Annotated in this window: 27 protein-coding genes, 1 pseudogene and 1 riboswitch; of the genes and pseudogenes, 20 read left to right on the top strand and 8 right to left on the bottom strand. The window is 36.4% G+C overall.

The annotated features are described in order from the left end of the window. Together ACK4M9_RS11180 and ACK4M9_RS11175 are read right to left on the bottom strand one after the other, a co-directional pair. The coding region (locus tag ACK4M9_RS11180; RefSeq protein ID WP_409850386.1) for a sodium:solute symporter family transporter at positions 1 to 1,066 on the bottom strand (1,066 nt) is incomplete at its 3' end. Further along, a complete protein-coding gene (locus ACK4M9_RS11175) occupies positions 1,067 to 1,336 on the bottom strand; it encodes a hypothetical protein (protein WP_409850384.1) in 270 nt (89 codons plus the stop codon). Between the two features lie 518 nt (positions 1,337 to 1,854). Here ACK4M9_RS11175 and ACK4M9_RS11170 point away from each other — a divergent pair. Both ACK4M9_RS11170 and ACK4M9_RS11165 read left to right on the top strand, forming a co-directional pair. Further along, on the top strand, positions 1,855 to 2,100 hold the full coding sequence (locus ACK4M9_RS11170) for an HPr family phosphocarrier protein (RefSeq protein WP_409850382.1): 246 nt from the start codon (positions 1,855 to 1,857) through the stop codon (positions 2,098 to 2,100). A 327-nt stretch (positions 2,101 to 2,427) separates the two neighbouring features. Further along, positions 2,428 to 4,104 (top strand): glycoside hydrolase family 13 protein, encoded by a 1,677-nt coding sequence (locus ACK4M9_RS11165; protein WP_409850380.1) that lies wholly within the window; start codon positions 2,428 to 2,430, stop codon positions 4,102 to 4,104. 67 nt (positions 4,105 to 4,171) lie between these two features. On the opposite strand, the pseudogene ACK4M9_RS11160 reads toward ACK4M9_RS11165, so the two are convergent. Then, a pseudogene (locus tag ACK4M9_RS11160) lies at positions 4,172 to 4,471 on the bottom strand (magnesium transporter); the annotation flags it as partial. Positions 4,472 to 4,689: 218 nt separating this feature from the next. Here ACK4M9_RS11160 and ACK4M9_RS11155 point away from each other — a divergent pair. The 4 genes from ACK4M9_RS11155 (at position 4,690) to deoD (ending at position 6,526) form a co-directional block, all read left to right on the top strand. Beyond that, positions 4,690 to 4,848 (top strand): hypothetical protein, encoded by a 159-nt coding sequence (locus ACK4M9_RS11155; RefSeq protein WP_409850378.1) that lies wholly within the window; start codon positions 4,690 to 4,692, stop codon positions 4,846 to 4,848. 154 nt (positions 4,849 to 5,002) lie between these two features. After that, positions 5,003 to 5,284 carry an iron-sulfur cluster biosynthesis family protein gene (locus tag ACK4M9_RS11150; RefSeq protein ID WP_409850376.1) on the top strand — a complete coding sequence of 94 codons (282 nt, stop codon included), beginning with the start codon at positions 5,003 to 5,005 and terminating at the stop codon, positions 5,282 to 5,284. A 173-nt stretch (positions 5,285 to 5,457) separates the two neighbouring features. Further along, positions 5,458 to 5,622: a hypothetical protein gene (locus tag ACK4M9_RS11145; RefSeq protein WP_409850374.1), complete on the top strand. Its 165-nt coding sequence runs from the start codon at positions 5,458 to 5,460 to the stop codon at positions 5,620 to 5,622. Between the two features lie 196 nt (positions 5,623 to 5,818). Next, a complete protein-coding gene (gene deoD, locus ACK4M9_RS11140) occupies positions 5,819 to 6,526 on the top strand; it encodes a purine-nucleoside phosphorylase (RefSeq protein ID WP_409850372.1) in 708 nt (235 codons plus the stop codon). A gap of 44 nt (positions 6,527 to 6,570) precedes the next feature. On the opposite strand, the gene ACK4M9_RS11135 is transcribed toward deoD, so the two are convergent. Continuing rightward, positions 6,571 to 6,870 (bottom strand): hypothetical protein, encoded by a 300-nt coding sequence (locus ACK4M9_RS11135; RefSeq protein WP_409850371.1) that lies wholly within the window; start codon positions 6,868 to 6,870, stop codon positions 6,571 to 6,573. Between the two features lie 81 nt (positions 6,871 to 6,951). Beyond that, positions 6,952 to 7,761, bottom strand: a complete 810-nt coding sequence (locus ACK4M9_RS11130; RefSeq protein ID WP_409850369.1) for an ATP-grasp domain-containing protein — start codon at positions 7,759 to 7,761, stop codon at positions 6,952 to 6,954. A 251-nt stretch (positions 7,762 to 8,012) separates the two neighbouring features. Here ACK4M9_RS11130 and ACK4M9_RS11125 point away from each other — a divergent pair, with 251 nt between their 5' ends. The 11 genes from ACK4M9_RS11125 to wrbA all read left to right on the top strand — a co-directional run bounded on the left by ACK4M9_RS11125 (position 8,013) and on the right by wrbA (position 18,017). Further along, a complete protein-coding gene (locus tag ACK4M9_RS11125) occupies positions 8,013 to 9,155 on the top strand; it encodes an acyl-CoA dehydrogenase (protein WP_409850367.1) in 1,143 nt (380 codons plus the stop codon). Positions 9,156 to 9,372: 217 nt separating this feature from the next. Next, a complete protein-coding gene (locus ACK4M9_RS11120; protein WP_409850365.1) occupies positions 9,373 to 10,722 on the top strand; it encodes an acetyl-CoA carboxylase biotin carboxylase subunit in 1,350 nt (449 codons plus the stop codon). A gap of 26 nt (positions 10,723 to 10,748) precedes the next feature. After that, positions 10,749 to 10,961, top strand: a complete 213-nt coding sequence (locus ACK4M9_RS11115) for an acetyl-CoA carboxylase biotin carboxyl carrier protein subunit (protein ID WP_409850363.1) — start codon at positions 10,749 to 10,751, stop codon at positions 10,959 to 10,961. Between the two features lie 13 nt (positions 10,962 to 10,974). Then, a complete protein-coding gene (locus ACK4M9_RS11110; protein WP_409850361.1) occupies positions 10,975 to 11,889 on the top strand; it encodes a hydroxymethylglutaryl-CoA lyase in 915 nt (304 codons plus the stop codon). 36 nt (positions 11,890 to 11,925) lie between these two features. After that, positions 11,926 to 12,702, top strand: a complete 777-nt coding sequence (locus tag ACK4M9_RS11105; RefSeq protein ID WP_409850359.1) for an enoyl-CoA hydratase — start codon at positions 11,926 to 11,928, stop codon at positions 12,700 to 12,702. Positions 12,703 to 12,722: 20 nt separating this feature from the next. Continuing rightward, positions 12,723 to 14,252, top strand: coding sequence for an acyl-CoA carboxylase subunit beta (locus tag ACK4M9_RS11100; RefSeq protein ID WP_409850357.1), 1,530 nt, complete (start codon positions 12,723 to 12,725; stop codon positions 14,250 to 14,252). Positions 14,253 to 14,359: 107 nt separating this feature from the next. Beyond that, entirely contained in the window at positions 14,360 to 15,049 is a 690-nt protein-coding gene (locus ACK4M9_RS11095) for a CoA transferase subunit A (protein ID WP_409850402.1), read from the top strand. 20 nt (positions 15,050 to 15,069) lie between these two features. Beyond that, entirely contained in the window at positions 15,070 to 15,711 is a 642-nt protein-coding gene (locus ACK4M9_RS11090; protein ID WP_409850355.1) for a 3-oxoacid CoA-transferase subunit B, read from the top strand. A 225-nt stretch (positions 15,712 to 15,936) separates the two neighbouring features. After that, positions 15,937 to 16,650 carry an RNA polymerase sporulation sigma factor SigK gene (sigK, locus tag ACK4M9_RS11085; RefSeq protein ID WP_409850353.1) on the top strand — a complete coding sequence of 238 codons (714 nt, stop codon included), beginning with the start codon at positions 15,937 to 15,939 and terminating at the stop codon, positions 16,648 to 16,650. A gap of 166 nt (positions 16,651 to 16,816) precedes the next feature. Continuing rightward, a complete protein-coding gene (locus ACK4M9_RS11080; RefSeq protein ID WP_409850351.1) occupies positions 16,817 to 17,257 on the top strand; it encodes a MarR family winged helix-turn-helix transcriptional regulator in 441 nt (146 codons plus the stop codon). Positions 17,258 to 17,405: 148 nt separating this feature from the next. Beyond that, the gene (wrbA, locus tag ACK4M9_RS11075) at positions 17,406 to 18,017 is read left to right on the top strand and encodes an NAD(P)H:quinone oxidoreductase (protein ID WP_409850349.1); all 612 of its coding nucleotides are present in this window, start codon (positions 17,406 to 17,408) and stop codon (positions 18,015 to 18,017) included. Between the two features lie 171 nt (positions 18,018 to 18,188). Here wrbA and ACK4M9_RS11070 read toward each other — a convergent pair whose 3' ends face one another. Further along, on the bottom strand, positions 18,189 to 18,500 hold the full coding sequence (locus ACK4M9_RS11070; RefSeq protein ID WP_409850347.1) for a hypothetical protein: 312 nt from the start codon (positions 18,498 to 18,500) through the stop codon (positions 18,189 to 18,191). Positions 18,501 to 18,560: 60 nt separating this feature from the next. Further along, a riboswitch (cyclic di-GMP riboswitch) is annotated at positions 18,561 to 18,648 on the bottom strand. Between the two features lie 101 nt (positions 18,649 to 18,749). Continuing rightward, the gene (locus ACK4M9_RS11065) at positions 18,750 to 21,344 is read right to left on the bottom strand and encodes a CBS domain-containing protein (RefSeq protein WP_409850345.1); all 2,595 of its coding nucleotides are present in this window, start codon (positions 21,342 to 21,344) and stop codon (positions 18,750 to 18,752) included. A gap of 215 nt (positions 21,345 to 21,559) precedes the next feature. Between ACK4M9_RS11065 and ACK4M9_RS11060 the strand changes: the two genes are divergently transcribed. Further along, on the top strand, positions 21,560 to 21,862 hold the full coding sequence (locus ACK4M9_RS11060) for a cupin domain-containing protein (RefSeq protein WP_409850343.1): 303 nt from the start codon (positions 21,560 to 21,562) through the stop codon (positions 21,860 to 21,862). 28 nt (positions 21,863 to 21,890) lie between these two features. On the opposite strand, the gene pssA is transcribed toward ACK4M9_RS11060, so the two are convergent. Further along, the gene (gene pssA / locus ACK4M9_RS11055) at positions 21,891 to 22,430 is read right to left on the bottom strand and encodes a CDP-diacylglycerol--serine O-phosphatidyltransferase (protein WP_409850341.1); all 540 of its coding nucleotides are present in this window, start codon (positions 22,428 to 22,430) and stop codon (positions 21,891 to 21,893) included. 297 nt (positions 22,431 to 22,727) lie between these two features. On the opposite strand from pssA, the gene ACK4M9_RS11050 reads away from it, so the two are divergent. Both ACK4M9_RS11050 and ACK4M9_RS11045 read left to right on the top strand, forming a co-directional pair. After that, positions 22,728 to 23,507: a phosphatidylserine decarboxylase gene (locus ACK4M9_RS11050; protein WP_409850339.1), complete on the top strand. Its 780-nt coding sequence runs from the start codon at positions 22,728 to 22,730 to the stop codon at positions 23,505 to 23,507. Between the two features lie 92 nt (positions 23,508 to 23,599). Then, positions 23,600 to 24,733 carry a CdaR family transcriptional regulator gene (locus ACK4M9_RS11045; RefSeq protein ID WP_409850337.1) on the top strand — a complete coding sequence of 378 codons (1,134 nt, stop codon included), beginning with the start codon at positions 23,600 to 23,602 and terminating at the stop codon, positions 24,731 to 24,733. The last annotated feature ends 18 nt before the right edge of the window (positions 24,734 to 24,751 follow it).

Raw genomic sequence — 24,751 nt, 5'->3', positions numbered from 1 at the left:
CACCAATAGCAAGGAGGTTACCACTTAATGTAGATAAACCTGCTGAGATTGCTCCAGCGATAACTAATGCAGTAACCCACTCAGGGTTATAAACTAAGTTTAAAATAATTGTTAATTTATCAGTATCTCCAGGAGCAATAAATGTTCCGTTAGCTGTCATTTCAAATACTCCAGCAAATCCCATTGTATACGTTGCTGAGAATACTAATCCGAGTGCCAAAGCAAACCAAACCATTGCAGAACGAGCACTCTTTAAACTAGATGCAGTATAGACACGCATTGCTAGGTGAGGTAAACCAAGTGACCCAATTGTTAGCGCAGGAATTAAGGCCACGTACCATTTCACAGAGTATTGATAATCAAAGAAAGTCGGTAACGCCTCTAACATAGCTGGTACCATGTCTGAATAGAAAAGAGGTGGGAAAAACCAACCTGTACTACCCATCATCTTCATAATTGCACCTAATGGGACAATAAACATTAAGGCAATAATCACCATTTGAATGGCTGCATTATTAGTGGCTCCACTCATTCCACCCATTGTTACATAGCCAATGATCAGAAAACCACCAACAAATAAGCCAGTCATATACGGAATTCCTAATAATGTTTCAAAGGTAACAGCAATACCAATCATCTGTCCTAATGCATACATAATCGATACGAGGATCATCCACAGGGCAGCAATAATCGATGCCGACTTTCCATAACGATCTCTAATAAAGTGAGTCGGTGAAAATGCCCCCATTCTCCGTAAACTTACACCGTAAATGATTGTAATTAACGGAATAGCTAAAATAAATTGAATCCATAACATGACGAAAGGAGCTTGAAGACGTAAGATTAATGCCGTAACGCCTAAAAATGTAGCCAAACTCATATAGGTCGAGGCCATCGCAAGCCCATTCGTAATTGGTCCTACCCCACCTTTTGTGGCGTATAAATCTTCTACCGAGGAACTTGCACGGTTAGAAATATAGGCAACAACGTAGAAGAGAATAAAGGTTAAAATAACGATAACAATTCCTAGGATGGGATTACTAATTTGCCAAACCTGATCTTCCATTTAAATGACCTCCTCGCCACTTTTTTTCGTATTTTCTTGATTTTCTCTTTCGATTGCTTCATCAATGTGATTGCCAATTTTTCCAGAAATAATTGTTAACGCAAGAATACCAAACCAACCGACAAGAATTGGAACAATATACATGATAGGAAAACCAAATAAATAGCCATCAACGGGAAAAAGTGAAAAGAAAATTCCTAAATGCCCTGAAATGACGAGAATGATTGACATGATAATTGTGAACCATACTTCTTTTTTATAAGCGTCCATGAAAACTCCCCCTTTAAATTAAAAAGCTTCTGTTTCCCTCGTAGATACAAGAATAGATAAAAGAGCACAATACTGAGCGAGTGCTCAATCGGTAGTGAAATGAAACCGATTATTTAAAAACAAGCGGTCTCCCCCTTTCTAAAAATTACCTTTCGGTTCTTGCCTTGAATTTACCTTAAAAAGTAAACGTTTTCAAGTTAAAATTTAGAAAATTTTAAATCTTTAAATTAATATAATCTCTTTTGCTTTTTTAGTATAATTTTTCCAATAAGACGCAGTTAAAAATAACTATAAATCTCATTAAAACTATTATTCTAATAGAAGAAGTTTTCATAAAAATATTTTTGTCCGTTTTAGATAAGCATAACTAGAAAAATTTTAAACAGGTTGATTTAGTTAATTCGAGGAAATTTTAAGAAAAACATTGACTTTTTCGTTAAATGTCTTTCAATTTCCCTGGAAAAATAAGATAATATCTAGGAAAGTTATTATTCTTAATCGAAAAGGAGATTACTGCAATGAAACTTAAAGTGTTAACACCAATTTTTGCAGAAGCAGCTAGCAAGCTAGTCAACACTACGAGTAAGCACACTGAAACGATCTTAATAAAAAAAGATCATTGGGTTATTGACGCAAAAAGTTTATTAGGAGTATTGGCAATTGCTTTACAACCTGGACAAATTATTGAATTAAGTATGGAAGCTGAAAATGAAGTGCTTTTAGCAGAATTAAAAGAACTAGAGCTATTCGAAAAAGCAGAGTAGAAAAAAAGGATTGAGCCTCTAATCAAACTAGAGGCTACAATCCTTTTTTTATTAGCAACTTCCTAAAAATAGTTCTTTTTTAAAACGAAATTATAATTCCTTTCCTGTTTCTCACCCCAACAGGACCAGGTTTGGAAGACTTGAACGCTTATTCCTTCACAACGTATACTAGATAAAACAATTTCAGGAAATTTCATACTAGTTTTATTAGTGACAGTTTCGGGAAACCGTTTGCACAAACTAGAATTCATATTGTAAAATGAAGGTTATCGGAAAAACTATAATTTGTGCTTGTTTAAATTTTAAAGGGAGTTGACTACATAGTATATGAAAAAAACATGGTGGAAAGAAAGTGTCGTTTATCAAATTTATCCTCGTAGCTTTGCAGATAGCAATGGTGATGGTATTGGTGATTTAAGGGGGATTATTTCAAAGCTAGACTATCTAAAAAAACTAGGGATTGATGTAATTTGGCTTTCTCCAGTTTATAAATCCCCAAATGATGATAATGGTTATGATATTAGTGACTATCAAGATATTATGGACGAGTTTGGAACAATGGCTGATTGGGAAGAGCTTTTAGCTGAGGTTCATAACCGTGGAATGAAACTTATTATGGATTTAGTTGTCAACCATAGCTCAGATGAGCACCGATGGTTTATTGAATCAAAAAAATCAAAAGATAACCCATATCGCGATTATTACATTTGGCGCCCTGGTAAAGACGGGAAAGAGCCAAATAATTGGGCAAGTGCTTTCAGTGGTTCAGCTTGGCAATATGATGAAACAACTGATGAGTATTTTTTACACTTATTTTCAAAAAAGCAACCTGATTTAAATTGGGAAAATCCGAAGTTACGAGAAGAAGTCTATAAGATGATGAATTGGTGGCTTGATAAAGGGATTGATGGCTTTCGAATGGACGTTGTCAACTTCATCTCAAAAGTGGAAGGACTTCCTGATGCACCGACAGAAGCAGGCAAAAAATATGTTTCTGGGCATAAGTATTTTATGAATGGGCCTCGTATTCACGAATTTTTGCATGAAATGCATGAAAAAACAACGGCAAACTATGATGTAATGACTGTTGGTGAAATGCCAGGGGTAACTTTCAAAGAGGCTCAAATGTATACAGCTGAAGATCGTGCCGAAGTAAATATGGTATTTCAATTTGAGCATGTTGACCTAGATTCAGGACCAGATGGAAAATGGGATCTTCGCCCGTTAAAATTAGCTGATCTAAAAGGAAATTTATCTGGTTGGCAAAAGGGGTTAGAACATATCGGTTGGAATAGTCTCTATTTTAATAACCATGATCAACCGCGTATGGTCTCTCGTTTTGGAAATGATGGTGAATATCGCGTACAATCAGCCAAAATGCTGGCAACGTTACTCCATATGATGAAGGGTACACCATACATCTACCAGGGCGAAGAAATGGGTATGACGAATATTCGTTTTGAAAATATTGACCAATATAAAGATATAGAGACGTTAAACATGTATAAAGAAAAACGTGAACAAGGCATTCCCCACGAAAAAATCATGGAATCAATCTACGTTAAGGGAAGAGATAACGCTAGAACTCCTGTACAGTGGGATGATAGTGAGCATGCTGGTTTTACAACAGGAACGCCTTGGATTGAAGTAAATCCAAATTATAAAGAAATTAACGCTAAGGCAGTTGTCGAAGATGAAAATTCTATCTTTTATTACTATCAAAACTTAATTCGACTACGAAAAGAACATGAAATCATCGTTTACGGTGGTTACGATTTAATTTTAGAAGACGATCCTGAAATTTTTTCTTACGTTCGCACATTAGGCGATGATAAGCTCGTTGTCATCTGTAACTTCTATGGAAATGAGCCAACCTTTGTTTTACCAAATGATCTTAAATTTTCAAGTAGTGAGCTAATCGTTTCTAACTATGACATTTCTGAAGGAAACGTTGAAAAGTTTACATTAAAGCCATATGAGGCAAGAGTATACCTATTAAAATAAGTAATAAAAAAAATACCACAGCTGTGGTATTTTTTTTACTTAAACTATAGGATTTCTTTTACGCTATTTATTTTGGCAGATATTCTAAAAAGGCAGTGGCGATTGAAAAGTAAATAATTAATCCCATTATGTCATTAATAGTCGTAATAAATGGTCCCGAAGCAACCGCAGGGTCGATTTTTAACTTATTAATCAACAAAGGAACAGTTGCGCCTACCATCGTTGATATACTTAATGTGAAAAACAATGAAACACCGACTATCGCGGCTAGTAAAATTCCCCTGAGAGTCGCTTCAAACTCTCCGATAACCCCGGCTGTAATTAAACCTAAAAACATTAACATGATTATCCATGGAGAGCGTTTTTTTGGGCAGTAGCGTATCTCCAGCACAGGAGCCTCACCTAACGAAGGTATTAAATTGTCTAGTTTAGGTTACATAACTAGACTTTGACTGTCAACCTATTAAGGTTAATTCATAAAATTGTGACATTTTCAGAAAATATTTTAATTTTGCTTGAAACCATTAGTAAAAAAAGGATATAATGATAGTGAAAATTATTCTCACTTAGTAAGGGGAGATATTGATGGTATATGTATTAATCGCTTTAACAATTTTCGTCTATTTTCTAATTGTTATTCGTATTTTTCATGGCATTAACGACTCAAAAACGGTATCGTTTATCTCTAGGATCAAAAGTGTTTGTAAGACCATATTCGGTACAATAAATACGCAAATAAAGTAGGGATAGCTTTAGAGGCTTACCTACTTTATTTACTTTATTTTTCTATTACTTCTACGTTTATAGTCGTTTTTCTTGTGAATACTAGTAATTATTGTTACGATATTTACGAGTTATAAATAAAATAATTCACGAAAGATTTCTTTGGGGTGAAAATATGAAAATTACAGAAAAAGCAAAGACGTTTATTCAAGAAGTTCTTGAACAAAACAATGCAAAAGGAATTAAAGTCATTTTTGCTGGAATGGGCTGAGGTGGTCCAAAATTAGGATTGTCTCTGGATGAGGCAACAGAACAGGATATCGTAGAAACGATTAACGATGTTCAAGTAGCTTTTGAAAAAAGTATTAAAGATCAAACTGAAGGGTTAACACTTGATTATCAGGAAACTCCACAAGGTTCTGGCCTTGTTATGGTTGGGGTTAATGAGTGTTGCTAAAAAGTCAAAGGGCTGACCTATACTTAGGTTAGCCCTTTCATACCGATTCAATTATTTATTATAGGTCATGGTACTGTCACTGTGTTATAATTATTAATATAACACATCAGTTTTTTTAATATAGACTAGGGGAGATTTGTTGTATAACAAACTTTTTGGAAAGGGTTTTATTCATGGACAACAATGAATTTCTAAGTAATAAAGATGTAGAAAAAGTAAAAAGCCTTCAGGAAAAACTTAAAAGTTCCTCTTGTTTTGATGAAAGAAAAAGGCTTGTTACTAAAAAAGCATTAGTAATTGAAAAGGCTAGAGTAAAAAGAGATAAACATCTATCTTAATAATTTTTTAGGAACAATCCCTTCATGTATATAGTCTCTAATAGGGGAAACCTTAATAGGGGTGCTATACAAACTGAAAGGGTTTTTTCATGGTTAAAATACCTATAAAGCTTAAAATAGTCTAGCAAATAGCTAGTGCTTTAAGGTTTGAGAAATATATGGTAAATTAAAACTAGATTTTATAGGAGGTTTAACAATGAGCGTACATATTGGTGCAAAAGAAAATGAAATAGCAGAATCGATTTTATTACCGGGAGATCCACTAAGAGCAAAATTTATTGCAGAAAACTATTTAGAAAATCCCCAATGTTATAATGAAGTTCGTGGAATGTTAGGATATACAGGTACATATAAAGGTAAACGTGTTTCTGTGCAAGGAACAGGAATGGGCATCCCTTCCATTTCGATTTATGCCCAAGAATTAATGCAAAGCTATGGCGTGAAAAACTTAATTCGAGTTGGAACATGTGGAGCAATCCAAGCAGACGTAAAAGTTAGAGACCTAATAATTGCTATGAGTGCTTCAACGGATTCTGCTGTAAATAGAATTCGTTTTAAGGGAATTGATTATGCTCCTACCGCAAACTTCGATTTATTAAAAACCGCTTATGATATTGCAATTAGTAGAAATAAAAAAGTCAATGTCGGAAGCGTGTTTACGAGTGACACATTCTATAATGAGGATAAAGAAGCAGTTCAAAATTGGGCAAAGCATGGTATCTTAGCTCTTGAAATGGAAACAACAGCCCTTTATACGTTAGCTGCTAAATTCGGAGTGAGAGCTCTTTCGATTTTAACGGTTAGTGATCATGTATTAACAGGAGAAGAAACAACTTCAGCAGAGCGCCAAGAAACCTTTGGTGAAATGGTTGAGATTGCACTTGATACAGCTATCCAATTTTAAAAAGAAAAGCGAAGGGCTCATTTTATTTAAGCTCCTTCGCTTTTTTATATAAATAATTTCATTCCTAAGCCTACGAACCCAACAACGGTAACATAAAGCCATAGCTTTAACTTCGATAATTTTTTCTCCATGAGTTCATTAGTTACCAAATTTTCATTTTTGATGGTGTCTCTAATAATGACAATAATTTTTTCTTCTTTCGGTAAAGTTTCTATTTGGCGATTGATCATGTTTTCGGTTTTTTCATAAGTAGGAACATCTTCTAGCTGCCTTTGGCGATCTTCTAGTAGGGCGACTTTTGTTTTTAATTCATTAATCTCCTCTTGTAAATGGCTATTTTCCATATTACTTCCCCCCCACAAAGCAAACTCTCTTCACATAAGATTATCCTATGCAAACTTACTTGACTTTGAAAGGGACATGTATCATTTAAATTTATCTTCTTTGGCTAATCGCTGTAAAATAGCTTCTCGATATAATGCAGCAACTTTAGCTTGGCGTTCTTTGTTGCCTTTGCAATATTCATCAAGCATTACTTGTTCATTAATTTCTAAGACGTGTAAACCGTTTGTCGTTTCTAAAATATCTATTGTACAAAATTCAAGATCTAATGCCATTGAAGCTCTTATTGCTAGCTCGGATAAAATAGGGATTTTTTCCTCAGGTACATCTTTAGAAATAGCACCATTAATTAGATTGTGTTTCCAAGACGTTGTTCGTTCTTTTGCCAGAAAAAGTTTTGGCTGATGATTTAAGGTGACAATTCGATATTCATGATTTGATTCTCTATACGGACTAATTGCACCATTTACTTGCAAACTAAATAACTCATGCAAGCGTGCTTCTAATTCGTCTACAGTAGTAATTTTGTATACATTACTCCCTTGAGAACCGTTATCTTGCTTTAATACAACACTTCTACCCCATTGAAAAAATAACTTTTCTGCTTCAGCAAAGGGATTATTGTGAGCAAATCTTGAGTTTTCGTTTAATAAAAAAATATGCTCAACAGCCGGAATTTGATAGTAAGAAAGGAGCTCATATGTCCCTGACTTACTCATCGCCGTTTTAGCTGAGGCACTATTATTTAAACCAACTTCAACATCATGCATTAGAAAAGTTTTGTCGCCTTGTCTGGCAAGGTACAAATAATTATGGGCAATCTCCTCGAAGGTAATGTTGTCATCTATAACAGAATTCTGAACTAAAGATAAATAAGGGCGATTTGTTGCCAAAGTATATTCTCCTTTTCTTAATTGTTCCATATGCTTATTGTAACAATATTGATCAGATATTAAAAATGGGGAATTTGTCAAGTGACAAATTTTATAATTTTCGAGAGAAAATATTATTAAAATTCTAAATATTATAATATAATAGAGTTGAGTTTGGTTTTGAACTGAATGAGCGGTTGTTCAGGTGATTAATCAAGTTTTTTTAAAAGAATAATTGTAAGCACTTACATTGGAAAACAAGGGGGATACTTATGAATTTTGAATTAACAAAAGAACAACAGATGATTAAGGAAATGGTTAGGGATTTTGCTAAAAAAGAAATTGCTCCTTTTGCTATTGAGTTGGACAAAACAGAACGCTTTCCAATTGAGACTTTCATGAAGATGGGGGAATTAGGTCTATTAGGCATTCCGTTTCCAGAGGAATACGGTGGTTCTGGTGGAGATACGATTTCTTATATACTAGCTGTTGAAGAAATTGGTAAAGCTTGCGGTAGTACCGGTTTAAGCTACGCTGCTGCGATTTCTTTAGGGGCAAGTCCACTTTTTTATTTTGGGACTGAAGAACAAAAGCGTGAACATTTAGTGCCACTAGCATCAGGGAAGTCTTTAGGTGCTTTTGGTCTAACGGAACCGAATGCTGGATCAGATGCAGGTGGTACTCAAACAAAAGCAGTTGTTGATGGTGATGATTTTGTCATTAACGGTGAAAAATGCTGGATTACGAATACAAGCTTTGCCAGAACCGTCATTGTTACAGCAGTGACGGGAAAAGATGAGCGTGGAAAAAATAGGATCTCAGCGATTATCGTTCCAACAGATACTCCTGGTCTTACAATCAATACACCGTATGAAAAAATGGGTGTTCGTGCTTCTAATACAACTGAACTAGTCTTAGAGGATGTTCGCGTACCAAAGACAAATTTGTTAGGGGATCCCGAAAGAGGGTTCAGCCAGTTTCTTTATACATTAGATGGAGGCAGGATTTCGATTGCATCACTTGCAGTTGGAATTGCTCAAGCTGCATTTGAAGCGGCCTTAAAATATTCACGAGAAAGAAAGCAGTTTGGAAAGAAAATCGCTAGTTTTCAAGCAATTCAGTTTAAGCTTTCAGACATGGCGATGGAAATTGAATTGGCAAGAAACATGGTCCTAAAAGCAGCTTGGTTAAAGGATCAAAATAAGCAATTCAAAAAAGAGGCCGCTTATGCAAAGTTATTTGCTTCGGAAATGGCGACACGAGTGTGTAACCAAGCAATTCAAATTCATGGCGGTTATGGTTATATGCAAGAGTATCAAGTTGAGCGTTATTTAAGAGACGCTAAGTTAATGGAAATTGGCGAAGGAACTTCAGAGATTCAAAGACTAGTGATTGCCCGTCAACTTCTTTCATAAGTTTAGTTATACGTTTCTTTGTTTTTATCGGACTAGTTAAAGGCTAGTCCGTACATACACGATCATACTTCCTTGCGCTTAGACTCGTCGCAAGCTTGCTAAAAGAGATTGCGCATAGTATTGCTTGTTAGAACATGAGCCTTTCGCCACTTGGCAATCGCTATGTGCACAACTTTTAGTAAAAAGTAACTTAATAAGATTACAGAGAGGTGAGCTGATGTTTAAGAAAATTTTAATAGCCAATCGGGGAGAAATTGCGATTCGTGTGATGCGTACGTGTAGAAAGATGGGGATTAAAACTGTGGCCGTTTATTCTGAGGCAGATGAAAAAGCTCTTCACGTGCAATATGCAGATGAAGCATTTTTACTTGGACCACCGAGAGTCAATGAGAGCTACTTGAAAGTAGAAAAGATCATTGAGATTGCAAGACTTACTGGTGCAGAAGCAATCCATCCTGGTTATGGCCTATTATCGGAAAATGCTAACTTTGCTAGAGAGTGTGAACAAGCGGGGATTATGTTTATAGGACCGAGTCCTGACGTTATTGAAAGTATGGGGAGTAAAATCGCCGCTAGAAAAACAATGGAAAAGGCTAATGTTCCCATTGTTCCAGGAGGAAATGCTCCTTTAATTGATGTGGAAGAAGCGATCCTAAGAGCACGTGAAATGGGCTTTCCTGTGATGTTAAAAGCATCAAGTGGCGGTGGTGGAATTGGCATGCAAATTGTTCAAGACGAAGAACATTTACTAAAAGCATTTGCGAGTAATCAAAAACGTGCTCAAGATTTCTTTGGTGATGGCGCAATGTATTTAGAAAAATATATTTCCAACCCACGTCACATTGAAATTCAAGTACTGGCAGATAAAGCTGGAAATACCGTGTATTTATGGGAGAGAGAATGTTCTATTCAAAGACGCCATCAAAAAGTAGTCGAAGAAGCGCCATCACCATTTTTAGATCCAAAAACAAGGAAAGCAATGGGGGAAGCTGCTGTTCGGGCTGCAAAAGAAATTGGTTATACAAATGCGGGAACAATTGAATTTTTAGTTGATGAGAATAAAAAATTCTATTTTTTAGAAATGAATACGCGATTACAAGTAGAACATCCGATTACAGAAGAAATAACAGGTTTAGATTTAGTAGAACAGCAATTAAAAATTGCCTTTGGTGAATTGCTGGCATTTAAACAGTCCGACATTCAATTAAACGGCCACGCGATTGAAGTAAGAATTTATGCAGAAGATCCGGTAAGATTTTTCCCTTCACCAGGGCAAATAACGGCTTTCAAGTTACCAGAAGGTGAAAATATCCGTAATGAAACTGGTGTTGATGCTACTAGTAAGGTGACTCCTTTCTATGATCCGATGATTGCTAAGTTAATTGTCCGTGGCAGCGATCGAATGGCTGCGATTAAAGAGTTGCAAAATGCCCTAAGAAATTACCATGTCGAAGGAATAAAAACAAATATTCCGATGCTTAAGGAAGTGGCAGAGCACGAAGCGTTTATTAATGGAGAAACAACTACTAGCTTCGTAGAAACATATTTAATGAAAGCGAAAAAATAGTCGAGAAAACTTTAGGAGGAATAAATATGGAAAAAGTTGTTGCTAGTATGGCAGGGAATGTTTGGAAAGTTCTAGTGAAAGAAGGAGATCTCGTTGAAGAAGGCCAGGATGTCGTCATTCTAGAATCAATGAAAATGGAAATACCAATTGCTGTTGAGGTGTCGGGTACTGTACAAAGTGTCAAGATTAACGAAGGTGAGTTTGTAAATGAAGAAGATGTCTTAATGATTGTTGAATAGTAGGGGGAATATGATGCAGTTACCAAAGGCAGTAACAATTAAAGAAGTTGGCCCTCGTGATGGACTGCAAAACGAAAAAACACTTGTTTCGGTGGCAGATAAAGTGGAATGGATCAATATGCTTTCTAATTGTGGTTTACCTTACATTGAAGTTACTTCCTTTGTTAATCCAAAATGGATCCCCGCTTTAGCTGATTGCTATGAAGTAGCTACTTCGATCGAGCGTAAGCGTGGAGTGACCTACGCTGCTTTAGTTCCAAACGAAAAAGGGTTAGAGAAAGCACTAGAGGCAAACTTAGATGAAATATCAGTGTTTATGTCTGCAAGTGAAACGCACAATAAGAAAAATATTAATAAGTCAATTACGGAAACGTACCCGATATTAGAGCGAGTTGTGCAGGAAGCGTTGCTAGCAAAGAAGTCGGTGCGTGGTTATGTTTCCACCGTTTTCGGTTGTCCATACGAAGGAAATATTGAAATTGACCAAGTCATGAGAGTTTCTGAAAAATTATTTGAGATGGGGATCTCTGAACTTTCTTTAGGGGACACGATTGGTGTTGCAAACCCAAAACAAGTGCAACTTCTACTAGTACAGTTTTTAAAGAGATTCCCTACAAACAAATTAGCCCTTCATTTTCATGATACGAGAGGGTTAGCCCTAGCAAATATATACGCAACGCTACAAATGGGAATCACAACGTTTGATAGTTCAATAGGGGGGTTAGGTGGTTGTCCATATGCCCCTGGTGCTTCCGGCAATGTTGCTACAGATGATGTTAACTATATGTTAAAAAAAATGGACATTGAAACAAATATTGATGATAGAAAATTGTTAGATGCGGCGCGATTTATTGAAGCGCGTTTACAGAAAAAATTAATGAGTCACAGCATGGTAGTCAATGCGAATCAATGCATTGATAGGGTTTAAAAGGAGAAACTTGTTATATTGAATGGAGGAGATCTAGTGGGAAGTGAAACGATGCTTTCGATACACGAAAACGAGATTGCTACCATTTTATTAAACCGCCCAGAAAAAGCAAATTCACTATCGGTACAAATGCTTACTGAATTACAAGAAATTATTCAAAATATAAAATACAATCGGGCAATACGTTGTGTCATTATCACTGGCGTAGGCGAGAAGGCATTTTGTGCTGGTGCCGATTTAAAAGAACGGGCAACGATGAATGATCAAGAGGTTCGTAAAACGGTAGCGTTAATTCGTAAAACGATAAATAACATTGAAGAGTTACCAAAGCCTGTCATAGCAGCCATTAATGGTGTAGCACTTGGTGGTGGAACAGAACTGGCCCTTGCTTGTGATATTCGAATTGCAGGACAAAGTGCGATGCTTGGACTTACGGAAACATCGCTAGGGATCATTCCAGGAGCAGGTGGGACCCAACGATTAACGCGCTTAATAGGCAAGGGGAAAGCGAAAGAATTAATTTATACGGCAAAAAAGGTTAGTGCCAATGAAGCAAAACAAATCGGTCTTGTCGAATATGTTGAAGAAGATTTTTTAGAGAAGGCCCATTCACTAGCTCAATTAATTTGTAAAAACGCGCCGATCGCGATTACTCAAGCGAAACTTGCGATTGATAAAGGGTATGAAATGGATCTTCAGGCAGGCTTAGCGTTTGAACAGGCTGCTTACGAAATTACCATTCCGACAAAAGACCGCTTAGAAGGGTTGAATGCATTTAAAGAAAAGCGACCACCAAACTATATTGGTGAATGAGAAAAAGGGAGGCTTAATGAATGTCTTTAGAAGATCGTTTACAAGAACGCGTTGACCAAATTACAAAAGGTGGCGCCGAGAAATATCATCAAAGTAATACTGAAAAAGGAAAACTTTTCGTTAGAGAAAGACTAAATCTCTTACTTGACGAAGGTGTGGAAATGGAAGATGGACTTTTGGCTAATTGCTTAAATGATTCATTACCCGCAGATGGTGTTGTTACAGGTATGGGAAAGATTAATGAACAATCCGTCTGCTTTATGGCGAATGATTCTACAGTTAAAGCAGGTTCTTGGGGAGCTAGAACAGTAGAAAAGATAATAAGAATTCAAGAAACTGCCGAAAAACTTAAAGTGCCGATGATTTACTTGGTCGATTCTGCTGGGGCAAGAATTACTGATCAAATTGAAATGTTCCCAGGTCGAAGAGGCGCAGGTCGAATTTTTTATAACCAAGTAAAGCTATCCGGTAGGATTCCTCAAGTATGCGTTCTGTTTGGTCCGTCTGCGGCAGGTGGTGCTTATATTCCAGCATTTTGCGATGTGGTTATTATGGTCGACAAAAATGCTTCAATGTATTTAGGCTCGCCACGGATGGCTGAAATGGTCATTGGTGAAAAAGTTTCCTTAGAAGAAATGGGCGGGGCAAAAATGCATTGCTCAGTGTCTGGTTGTGGAGATATCCTTGCCAAAAGTGAGCAAGAAGCGATCGAGCAAGCTCGCAACTATTTATCGTACTTACCACAAAATTACTTAGAAAAACCTAAGGTCATTGAGTCCGGTAGAGTGAAAGAGTTTGAGAAAACACTAGAAGAAATAATCCCGAAAAATCAAAATGCACCGTTTAATATGCTTGATTTAATTAACCGTGTTGTTGATGAAAATAGCTTTTTTGAGATAAAGAAGCTTTTCGCACCAGAACTTCTAACAGGCTTTGCGAGAATAAATGGCCAATCGGTAGGGATTGTCGCTAATCAACCAAGAGTAAAAGGTGGCGTTTTGTTCCACGATTCCGCAGATAAAGCGGCAAAGTTTATTACCTTGTGTGATGCTTTCCATATCCCGCTTGTTTTTTTAGCAGATATTCCAGGTTTTATGATTGGTACAAAGGTAGAACGAGCTGGGATCATTCGTCATGGCGCAAAAATGATATCAGCAATGGCTGAGGCAACTGTTCCCAAAATTTCAATTATAGTCCGAAAAGCGTATGGAGCAGGTCTTTATGCGATGGCCGGTCCTGCCTTTGACCCGGATTGTTGTCTCGCTTTACCAACAGCTTCAATTGCTGTTATGGGCCCGGAAGCCGCGGTAAATGCGGTTTATGCAAATAAAATAGCTCAGTTAAGTGAAGAAGAAAGACCAGCCTTTATTGAAGAAAAGCGTAATGAATATCGAGAAGATGTCGACATTTATCGCTTAGCGTCAGAACTAATTATTGATGGTATTATCCCAGCCAATTCGCTACGAGACGAGCTAGCGACACGATTATCGATGTATATGTCAAAATATGTTCTGTTTTCCGAGCGTAAGCATCCAGTTTATCCAGTTTAATAGATTTTCAAGATAAGAGATTGTTCAAAACGCAGGAAAACAATGCGCTTTGCCGCGAACGTTTTCGGTCTGAACTTCTCTTAAAAAATGAAGGAGCGTGAGTGAACGTGAAACCAATCTATACTTCATTTGTAGATGCAGTGAAAGATATTCATGATGGTGCGACATTAATGGTAGGGGGTTTTGGTTTAGTTGGAATTCCTGAAAATTTAATTAAAGCTTTACTAGAACGAGGTGTTAAAGATTTAACAGTGATCTCTAATAACTGTGGTGTTGATGATTGGGGCCTAGGTTTACTATTGAAAAATAAGCAAATTAAGAAAATGGTTGCTTCATACGTTGGTGAAAACAAAGAGTTCGAACGCCAAGTTCTATCTGGCGAACTTGAAGTTGAGCTAGTTCCTCAAGGTACACTAGCCGAAAAAATCCGTGCTGGCGGTGCGGGAATTCCGGCTTTCTATACACCTGCTGGAGTGGGAACTCCGATTGCCGAAGGGAAAGAAACGAAATTTTTCAATGGAAAAGAGTATTTGCTAGAAGAGGCACTCGTTGCTGACTTTAGCTTAGTTAGAGCGATGAAGGGTGATAAACTCGGAAACTTAATTTATAACAAAACAGCACAAAATTTTAACCCGATGATTGCTACAGCAGGCAAAATTACGATCGCTGAAGTTGAAGAACTCTATGATATCGGAGAACTTCAACCGGAACAAATTCATACACCGAGTGTCTATGTACAACGACTCATTGTCGGTCAACAAGAAAAACGCATTGAACGGCTAACGGTTAGCAATTAATGAGAGGGAGGCGTTAGAAATTGAATATTCGTGAACGAATTGCTCGACGCGCTGAAAAAGAAGTTCAAGATGGATTTTTCGTAAACTTAGGGATTGGCATGCCAACACTTGTTGCCAATTACATCTCTGGAGATAAGCAAGTTGTCCTTCAATCGGAAAACGGTTTATTGGGCATCGGACCATACCCAATGCGTGAAAATGTTGATCCTGATTTAATTAATGCTGGAAAAGAGACGGTAACAGCCATAAAAGGAGCTTCGTATTTTAGTAGCGCCGAATCCTTTGCGATGATCCGTGGTGGCCATATCGATTTAGCAATTTTAGGAGCGATGGAAGTTGCTGAGAACGGTGACCTAGCAAACTGGATGATCCCAGGAAAAATGATTAAAGGTATGGGTGGAGCTATGGATTTAGTTCATGGGGCTAAAAAAGTTGTTATTATTATGGAACACGTCAATAAAAAAGGTGAACCGAAGATTTTGAAAAGTTGTACCCTACCCCTTACAGGAAAAGGTGTTGTTAATCGAATTATCACCGATCGTGCCGTCATCGACGTCACAGAGAATGGATTAAAGTTAATTGAAGTCATGGAAGGTTTTACAGTCGAAGATATTCAGAATTGCACTGAACCAGAGCTAACGATTGCAGAAGAGTTATTGTAATAATAGTGCCTCTAGCATTAAAGATGTATCCATGGCAAAGGACTTTTTTCTTAATAAACTGTATTAAGGTATGATCTCTGGATTGAACAGGGGTCATCTTTTTTTATTTTCTATTGATGTTGGATTGGGATTATTGGTATGGACAAAAAGGAATTTTAATGTGTACAGACACACACGAGCTTACCACTACATAAACATAGAATAAATGCCTATGGAGGTGAGCGAATGTCCAGTATTATTGCAGCACTTAGCTATTTCATTAAAGAAATAATTTTCTTTGTCTCCTTCGTAAAAAATAATGCTTTTCCTCAACCATTAAAAGAAGAAGAAGAGAAAAAGTATTTAAAATTATTAGCAGAAGGAGACGACATTGCCAGAAACCGCCTTATCGAGCATAATCTTCGACTAGTTGCTCATATTGTTAAGAAATTTGAGAACACAAGAGAAGATACAGAAGACTTAATTTCGATTGGAACAATTGGCTTAATGAAAGCGATCGACAGTTATTCCACCGGAAAAGGTACAAAATTAGCGACATATGCTGCTCGTTGTATAGAGAATGAAATACTTATGCATCTGCGAGCCTTAAAGAAAGTCAAAAAGGATGTTTCTCTGCATGATCCGATTGGAACAGATAAGGAAGGGAATGAGATCACCCTTATCGATGTGCTCCAAGCTGATACAGCGGATGTGGCAGACACCATTCAATTGAAAATGCAGAAAAAGCAAATATATGATTATATCCATATTTTAGATGACAGAGAGAAGGAAGTCATTGTCGGCAGATTTGGCCTTGATATGCAAAAGGAGCGAACGCAGCGAGAAATTGCTAAAGACTTAGGGATTTCTAGAAGTTATGTATCCCGGATTGAAAAGCGCGCCTTAATGAAGTTGTTTCATGAGTTTTATAAGCAAAGTCAAAAGGGCAAGAAATCGTAGAAGACTAGGTACGAGGCACCCTAAATGGACAAAATCGCTATAATTGTCCTTGTGTAGAGGACAATTATAGCAAATTAATATAGCTAAGTATTGTGCTTGACATATAATGGTCTTTTATTTATAATTATCTTGAATTAAAGATATTAACGATAAAGGTATGATAAAAATGAATGTAAATGAAAATAACTTATCACTAAAGCTATTTATTGTACTGTCTAGGGCAACTAGAGCCATTCATGACCTTGTGGAAGAGGATATTAAAAACTATGGTCTTAACCCTACCGAATTTGCTGTTTTAGAGCTGTTGTACCATAAAGGTGATCAACCTATACAGCAAATCGGGAAAAAAGTTCTGCTTTCAAGCGGCAGCATTACTTACGTAGTTGATAAACTAGAAAAGAAGCAGTTGTTATTAAGAAAGTCTTGCCCAAAGGATCGCCGCGTTACATATGCTGTGATTACTGAGCAAGGAACAGAACTAATGGATCAAATATTTCCGAAACATAAACAGGCAATTGATGCAATCTTTAGCGGTTTAGTGGAAAGTGAGAAATCACAACTGATCGAACTCTTAAAAAAACTAGGTTATCATGCTAGAAATCTTTAACACTGGAAAAACAGTTACTTGGGAAACCAAGTGTTTTTTCATAAGTTATATCTTGAAATGAAGATATTTGAATTCAAGTTTTATTTCGTGTTACAAGTGGAAGTGATTAAAGTTTATCGATATTTAAAATCGGAAGGGGCAATAAACAATGTCAAATGTAAAATTAGCAATTATCTATTATAGTTCGACGGGTACAAACTACCAGTTAGCACAATGGGCAGAGGAAGCTGCGATAGTAGCAGGTGCTGAGGTAAAAGTATTAAAGGTAGCAGAACTAGCACCAAAATCAGCAATTGAAAGTAATCCTAGTTGGAAAGCGCACGTTGAAGCAACTCAACATGTACCTGAAGTTACATTAGACGATCTTGAATGGGCTGATGCAATTATCTTCAGCGTACCAACAAGGTTTGGTGGTATGCCTGCTCAAATGAAACAATTCTTGGATACAACAGGTGGGCTTTGGTTCGCAGGTAAGCTTGCTAATAAGGTGGTTAGTGCGATGTCAAGTGCTGCAAATTCTCATGGTGGACAGGAACAAACTGTTTTATCCTTATACACAACAATGTATCATTGGGGAGCGATAGTAGCAGCACCAGGATATACAGATCCAACCATTTTTGCTTCAGGTGGTAATCCTTATGGAACAAGTGTAACTGTTGACCAACAAGGAAACATGGTAGAAGATGTGAAAGACGCAGTGAAACATCAGGCAAAACGTACGATTGAGATTGCGCAACTAGTAAAACAAGGGCAAAAATAATAAAGACGAATTGGTGATAATAGTTTACACAAAAAAAGTATCAGACCTTTAGTTTTAAAGAATGGGGCTTTAATTCTTTAGAGTAGGTCTGATACTTTTATTTTTTAAGAAAAGAAAGTATATGCGTTTTTTATTAATGTATGTCTAGCTCCACGTATGCTCTGCGTTTTTCTATCGTAACTTGCTCCGTAAAGCTTCTAACCTTTCAACCGCTTTATCATAATCAATTTCTAACTCAGTCAATAATAGTAAGGAAGGGTTGTTTGTAGCTTGGATTTTTAGAAGGTGAAAAATTGTTGGTTTTTCTTTTTTTATTATTGTCATTATTTCTGCAGAAGGCAACGAGAACTTAGGATCCCTCACTCGTAAAAAACCTCTTAAATAGTTGATGAATTCTGGTAATGAACTAGTATTATCAGGTAAGTTCCTCATCATTTGTTCAAATTTATCAAGTGTCGCTTGTAAATCACGAAATCTACTCATATGCATTACCCCTTCATAAGATAAGTATCCGTATAGACAAGCTAGTGTAAATAGATTTGTTTAGGTAACTGGCTGACTTTGATCTATTCGATCATTAGTCCCTTTAGCTTTGCGTCCTTATTTTTCAATAAGTTTGCCTTTATCTATACTTATTAACATTATAATTATGTTTGTGGACAAAAGTAAATAAGGCAAAGGGCTGAACATTTATTCCCTTTGCCTTATTAAAATGGTTTCGAAATGGTGGTCTTATAGAAAGTTACGTGTCACGAATAATAAAGCATCTTCCTTGGTAGAAATCTCCTTATTTAAATAAGCACATTCAATTTCAAGTAAAATTTTACTGTAAAGAGGACTTGGCGGGAGGTTTAGGGCCTTTAAATCATCACCATCAATCAACTTTGGCATGGCTACTCTAATAGTAATGTATTTCTTAATTAACTCCAGAAAATCGTTAGGCTGACTTGATAACAAGGAGTAGCATACAAGAGATTCTGGGGTATAATTCTTAAATTGTTTATGAATATTTCCGAGCTGCATACCTGTAGGAATAGCTTGTTTAGTCGTAACTAGCTCGTAAATCTCTTCTAGGACACGTAATTGCTCGTTATTAAGAGCAAATTCCTTAACTAGATGGTGCCCTTTTTCTTTCCTATAAAATAATATCGCTAGGTAACAAATCCAACTATTCGAATTATATTGGCTGTTGCTTTGAAGGGAAACGGTTACGTCACTCATTAACGAATGAAATTCCTTTAATAACTGGATGATTTCATCATTACACAAATTGGGCCCGATCAAATAATTTAGGACACCTAATTGTTGTAAACGGATTAGAGATTCCACTGGGTACTCTTCCATTAACATTATTTTTAATTCATGCGCAAGTCTCGGCTTAGAGGTCGAGACAATCTTATCTACAGAAGTAACGGCTAATTCTAATGTTTGCTTATCCATTTTAAAGCCAAAACGTTGTTCGAAACGAACCGCTCGTAATATTCTTGTCGGATCTTCTACGAAGCTGAGATTGTAAAGGATTTTAACCTTCTTTGCCTTTATATCACGATAGCCATGAAAAAAGTCAATTAGCTTGCCAAAATCCTGCCTATTAATTTGTAATGCCATGGCATTAATCGTAAAATCACGGCGGAATAGGTCTTCTCGTAAGCTAGACATTTCAACCGTTGGTAAAGCGGCTGGATAATCATAATATTCGGTTCGTGCCGATGTAATATCGATTTTTAACCCTGAGGGGTGTTTCCATGTAGCAGTACCAAATTTTTCGTGAATACGAACACTTCCACCTAAAGAATTTGCTAATAATCTTGCAAAAGAAATTCCTTCTCCTTCTACGACAATATCGATATCTTCATTTTTTCGACCGATGATCAAATCACGAACAATGCCGCCTATCATAAATGCACGATAATTTAATTGATCAGCTTGGTCACCAATTTCCCTTAATAGATCGTAAATACTTGATGGAAGCAATTTTTCCATCCGTTCGACGAGAGATATTTCTAGCGGCTTTATTTTCGCTAAAACTTGTCCTACTTTAATTTTCTCGCCATGAAGAGCTTCGATTACATTCGTTCTAGAAATAATACCGATAAGCTGTTGGTCTTCAAGGACTGGAAGTCTGCCAACATTTTTTTCTATCATTAAATTTTGTACCTCTTCTAATGACATTTTTGAGTGGATCGTTGAAGGCTCTGTGCTCATATATCCTTTGACTGGTGCATGGCCTAAGCCGTGGTGTTTTGCCTTATCAATGTCTCGTCTAGAGATAATTCCGACTAACTTGCCGTCTTCTAACACAGGAAAGCCAGTATGACCATAGCGTAGCATCATTTTAGCAGCTTCTTCGATTGAGGTAGCGGTAGAGATGACTTTTACAGGACTTGACATAATATCCCTGGCAATTAGTGAAGGTTTAACTAGCTCATGTATATGATTTCTGACCGTTGCTAATATCTGTTGAAAATTACCGTTTTTCACCATAGCTGAAGCTGCCTTTTGATGACCACCGCCGCCTAAGAGCTTAATGACTGGTAGAACGTCAATTCGGTCTGAGGTCGATCTTCCGACGATAAATGTGCGTTTTCCCATTTCAACAACAAAAATTAAAGCATCGGTACCCGTCATTTCTAAGGCTTTTCTAGCAAGCAGGGCTAATCCCCCTGTATACTCATCTTGTTGATGATAAGCGATTAGTATATCAACACCATCAAAGTAATGTTCTTCACTTTGTTGGATTAAACAATGAAGTAAATTTTGTTCTTCTTCTTGAAGTGGAGATACTGAAAATTTAGAAACAAGTTGAAGGTTTGCTCCACATTCTAAAAGATAGGCTCCCACCTTCAAATCTCTTGACGTCGTATTCAGATATGTAAATGCTCCTGTATCTGTATAAAGCCCAAGCGCAAAAATGGTTGCTTCAAACGACGATATGGGCGCCTGTTTCTTAATAAGTTCTTCAATTAATAACGTTATCGTAGCACCAACAATGTCGATAATCCCATCTTTTGCAGGAACATTACCGGGATTAGGTTGGTGATGGTCGTAAATAATAAAATTAACGTCTTCATCGATGAAATTCGCTACTTCTCCGATTCTTTGCAGAGAGGCGATATCGACGAGAATAATGCCTGTGACAGAGTCCCAATCAATCTGAGTAGGATTGTAAAAGTCAAAGGTATCACGGTAAATCGCCAAAAAACGTTGTACTGATTTCCCATGCTTTGTTGGTAAAACCAATTTCGCTTTTGGATAAAGTTTTTTTGCAGCGACCATCGAAGCAAGGCCGTCAAAGTCTAAATTAATATGCGATAAGATTACTTGCAAGGGATGACCTCCATTTTTATAAAATCATATTGTAATCTTAACAAATTACATAAAAAAATGGTAGCGATTGGGAGGAACAATGCTTGTTAAATCGCCTTAAAATGGCATAAAGGTAATAGCATTTTGTGACAGTTCTCACTGATTTTAACGTAAGTTTATTATATTATTTACCTAAGATAGTAAGTGCTAACTATGAATAGAAAAGAGGAGTATAGATGAAAGTCATTAATTATCCAAGTCTTTATAATGAGCCGGTTGCAAAGCGAATGTTACTGGAGTTTGACAGCGGAATTGTGATGAATCTTCAATTAAAACAAGGCGAAAAGATCCCTCGCCATTTGGCACCTTGTGAAGCGATTATTATCGTGAATGAGGGTAAAGTTTATTTCCGTAGTGGTAATAACGAAGAAGTGTTAGCTCCTGGAATATTAGGGAAGTTCGAAGTTGAAGACGATCATGAGTTTGAAGCAATTGAGAATTCGAGTATTGTCATTGTAAAGGTAAACGGCAATAAATAAAAAAAATCCCTTATGGGAGTTTTTTTATTTATACCTTTTTCACCTTAAACGTACTAATCATTAAAAATGATAAAATTAATGTAATAAACATAAATGCAGGGGATGGCAGGGTATCTATCAGTAAAAAACTAATTGTAAGAAGGCAACCTCCTGCTGTAATTGGAAGACCAACAAAGTAACCATGATATTCAGATACGTTAAATCTAGCTAGGCGAATAGCTCCACAAGCAATAAAAATGACCGTGAATATTGCACCTGGTGTACCAAAATCATACAATATAGCTGAATATAATAATAAGGCCGGGGCAACACCAAAGGAAATAAGATCACATAATGAATCAAGCTGTTTTCCTAAATCTGAAGTAATATTCAGTTTCCTAGCTACGATACCATCAAAACGGTCGAATACAGCTGCTAAACAAATAAATAAGAGGCTAGCCGTCAATTGACCTTGAAGTACGAATATTATCGCAAAAGCTCCTAACCCCAAATTTAAGATCGTTAAAAGGTTAGCTGCTTGGCTTCGTATTTTTTTAATTGTTTGATCAAGATGTTGAAGGATAAACAAAAACATCACTCCTTGTGTTAAACTAACGATAGAAAATAAAATTTAATAATCGTTAGTTAGTTACTTTAAAGTATAATGGTATCATATTCATTATAAAGGGAGAAAGCGTTTTTTGACAGACTTTTTTCAAAAAGTCAGTTAGGATAAGCCATTTAGTAGCGTATACAGTTGCTATTTCTCCTAAAAATTAGAGGTCTGATCATGGAAACACATTTTTTTTTGATGAAAGATACTTTCCACTAAATTATTACTTTTATAATTAAAATAGACCAATACTTAAATGACGGAGGCAATAGAGTGAAAAAAGCCATTTATCAATCATTTGTTGAATTATCAGGAAATCGTTTCAATTCATATTTACTTAGAACGTTTACAAAATCAAAGGTAAGTAAACTAATTAACAAATCGTTTGTTAAAGTTTACAACATAAATGAAGCAGAAATGGAAAAGCCGTTGCATGATTACGGCAGTCTGCAGGAGTTATTTGTAAGGAATTTAAAGAAAGATGCAAGGATTATTGATGAGCAACCCAATAGTATTGTGAGTCCTGTAGATGGGATCTTAGCTGATATCGGTGAAATAACTGAGAATTGTACTTTTTTTGTGAAAAATCAAGATTATAGTTTGTTGGAAATGCTTGGCAATAAAAATAGAGCTGAAAAATATAAAGAAGGTACTTATATCATTTTGTACTTAAGTCCAAGTCATTATCATCGAATCCATACTCCAGTTTCAGGGACTGTAGTCGGAAAATGGGCTCTCGGTAATAAGAGCTATCCTGTCAATGAGTTAGGTTTGAAGCTTGGAAAACGACCGCTATCGAGAAATTATCGTTTAATTAATGAAATTAAAATGGATAATGGGAAACACTATTCTTTAGTAAAAGTGGGAGCTATGAATGTTAATAGTATTCACCCGACGTATAGTGGTGATAGCTTGAAAAAAGGAGAAGAAATAGGATATTTTTCATTTGGCTCTACCGTTGTGCTTTTATTCGAGAAGGATACAATTAAAGTTGATAATTCGATTACAGTACCAATGGATGTTAAAGTAGGAATGAAAATTGGATCAATTTAATAACACACTAAAGGTTTTGAAAAATCGATTAGATTTTTCAAGCCTTTTTAATACATCTGGAATGTTCAAAAAAAGATGAGGGGGTGAGACTAGTGAAGTTGCTATCAGGATTAGCACAGCGAATTGTCAATGAAGTAACACATATTTTAGATGAAGAGGTCATTGTTGTTGATCATAATGGGGTTATCATTGCTGGAAGTGATCAAAAGCGTGTAGGTAATTTTCATGAAGGAGCTCAAATTGCCGTTCAAAAGAAGGAAAAAATCGTCATCACAAAAAATGATGTCACACGATTAAAAGGTGTGAAAGCGGGAATTAATTTACCTATCATTTTCAATAACAAAGCAATAGGTGTTATTGGCATTACCGGAGAGCCAAGTAATGTGAAGCAATTTGGGGAATTGATCCAAAGAATGACGGAACTGATTATTAAAGAAGCTCATTCACATGAAAGATTAGAATCAAAATACAGAGGGCTTGAGACGTATGTATACGAGTGGCTTCATCTTCATCAAATGGACGAAGACTTTAGAGAACGTGGTGAAATATTAGGTATTGCGATGGATAGTCCACGGTGCTGTGCATTGTTAGAGATTGCTCATCTTGAGTCTAAAATTCAAGAAAATCAACTTATTGAACGTGAAGCGATCGAAATCTTAAGAGAATATTTTCCAAGCAGCTCTCAAGATGTTCTAGTTCAATGGGGAAATGGTCGTTTTGTCTTATTAAAATCGGTCCCAAATGGCAATGTAGGTGATAGTGTTATCTCACCATTGAAATTTGCTCAAGGAGCCATTAGAGAAACTTATGGTATTTTGCTAAACATTGGCATTGGTACAATGGTAAAAGATCTTTCACATTTACATTGTTCTTATAACCATGCCAAAAAAGCGTTACGGATTTCTAGAAAAAATGGACCGTTTATTAATTATGATGATCTTACTTTGGATGTGGCATTAACGGAAATTTCTGACGAAACGAGAAAAGAAGTTGTGGACAAGGTGTTAGGAATTTTACTAAAGGAAGTTGAGCTGTTAGAAACTTTAGAAGCTTATTTAGAAAGCAATCTCTCGATTAAAGAAACGTCAAAACAACTTCATATTCATATTAATACACTCCATTACCGCTTGAAACGGATTTGTGAATTAACAGGATATTCCTTAAAAGAAACAGAAAATTTGGTTATGTATTACATTGCTCTCTCTTTTTGGAATGAACTTAGATAAAAACACAAAAAAACATAG

It is taken from the genome of Anaerobacillus sp. (assembly GCF_046314235.1).
Lineage (GTDB): Bacteria > Bacillota > Bacilli > Bacillales > Anaerobacillaceae > Anaerobacillus.
This window is presented reverse-complemented; position numbering and strand designations above follow the sequence as displayed.

Bases quoted from the DNA above. Each gene is read 5' to 3' on its own strand.
- ACK4M9_RS11175 (WP_409850384.1), bottom strand. From the start codon at position 1,336: ATGGACGCTTATAAAAAAGAAGTATGGTTCACAATTATCATGTCAATC.
- ACK4M9_RS11170 (WP_409850382.1), top strand. From the start codon at position 1,855: ATGAAACTTAAAGTGTTAACACCAATTTTTGCAGAAGCAGCTAGCAAG.
- ACK4M9_RS11165 (WP_409850380.1), top strand. From the start codon at position 2,428: ATGAAAAAAACATGGTGGAAAGAAAGTGTCGTTTATCAAATTTATCCT.
- ACK4M9_RS11155 (WP_409850378.1), top strand. From the start codon at position 4,690: ATGGTATATGTATTAATCGCTTTAACAATTTTCGTCTATTTTCTAATT.
- ACK4M9_RS11145 (WP_409850374.1), top strand. From the start codon at position 5,458: ATGGACAACAATGAATTTCTAAGTAATAAAGATGTAGAAAAAGTAAAA.
- deoD (WP_409850372.1), top strand. From the start codon at position 5,819: ATGAGCGTACATATTGGTGCAAAAGAAAATGAAATAGCAGAATCGATT.
- ACK4M9_RS11135 (WP_409850371.1), bottom strand. From the start codon at position 6,870: ATGGAAAATAGCCATTTACAAGAGGAGATTAATGAATTAAAAACAAAA.
- ACK4M9_RS11125 (WP_409850367.1), top strand. From the start codon at position 8,013: ATGAATTTTGAATTAACAAAAGAACAACAGATGATTAAGGAAATGGTT.
- ACK4M9_RS11120 (WP_409850365.1), top strand. From the start codon at position 9,373: ATGTTTAAGAAAATTTTAATAGCCAATCGGGGAGAAATTGCGATTCGT.
- ACK4M9_RS11115 (WP_409850363.1), top strand. From the start codon at position 10,749: ATGGAAAAAGTTGTTGCTAGTATGGCAGGGAATGTTTGGAAAGTTCTA.
- ACK4M9_RS11110 (WP_409850361.1), top strand. From the start codon at position 10,975: ATGCAGTTACCAAAGGCAGTAACAATTAAAGAAGTTGGCCCTCGTGAT.
- ACK4M9_RS11100 (WP_409850357.1), top strand. From the start codon at position 12,723: ATGTCTTTAGAAGATCGTTTACAAGAACGCGTTGACCAAATTACAAAA.
- sigK (WP_409850353.1), top strand. From the start codon at position 15,937: ATGTCCAGTATTATTGCAGCACTTAGCTATTTCATTAAAGAAATAATT.
- ACK4M9_RS11080 (WP_409850351.1), top strand. From the start codon at position 16,817: ATGAATGTAAATGAAAATAACTTATCACTAAAGCTATTTATTGTACTG.
- wrbA (WP_409850349.1), top strand. From the start codon at position 17,406: ATGTCAAATGTAAAATTAGCAATTATCTATTATAGTTCGACGGGTACA.
- ACK4M9_RS11070 (WP_409850347.1), bottom strand. From the start codon at position 18,500: ATGAGTAGATTTCGTGATTTACAAGCGACACTTGATAAATTTGAACAA.
- ACK4M9_RS11060 (WP_409850343.1), top strand. From the start codon at position 21,560: ATGAAAGTCATTAATTATCCAAGTCTTTATAATGAGCCGGTTGCAAAG.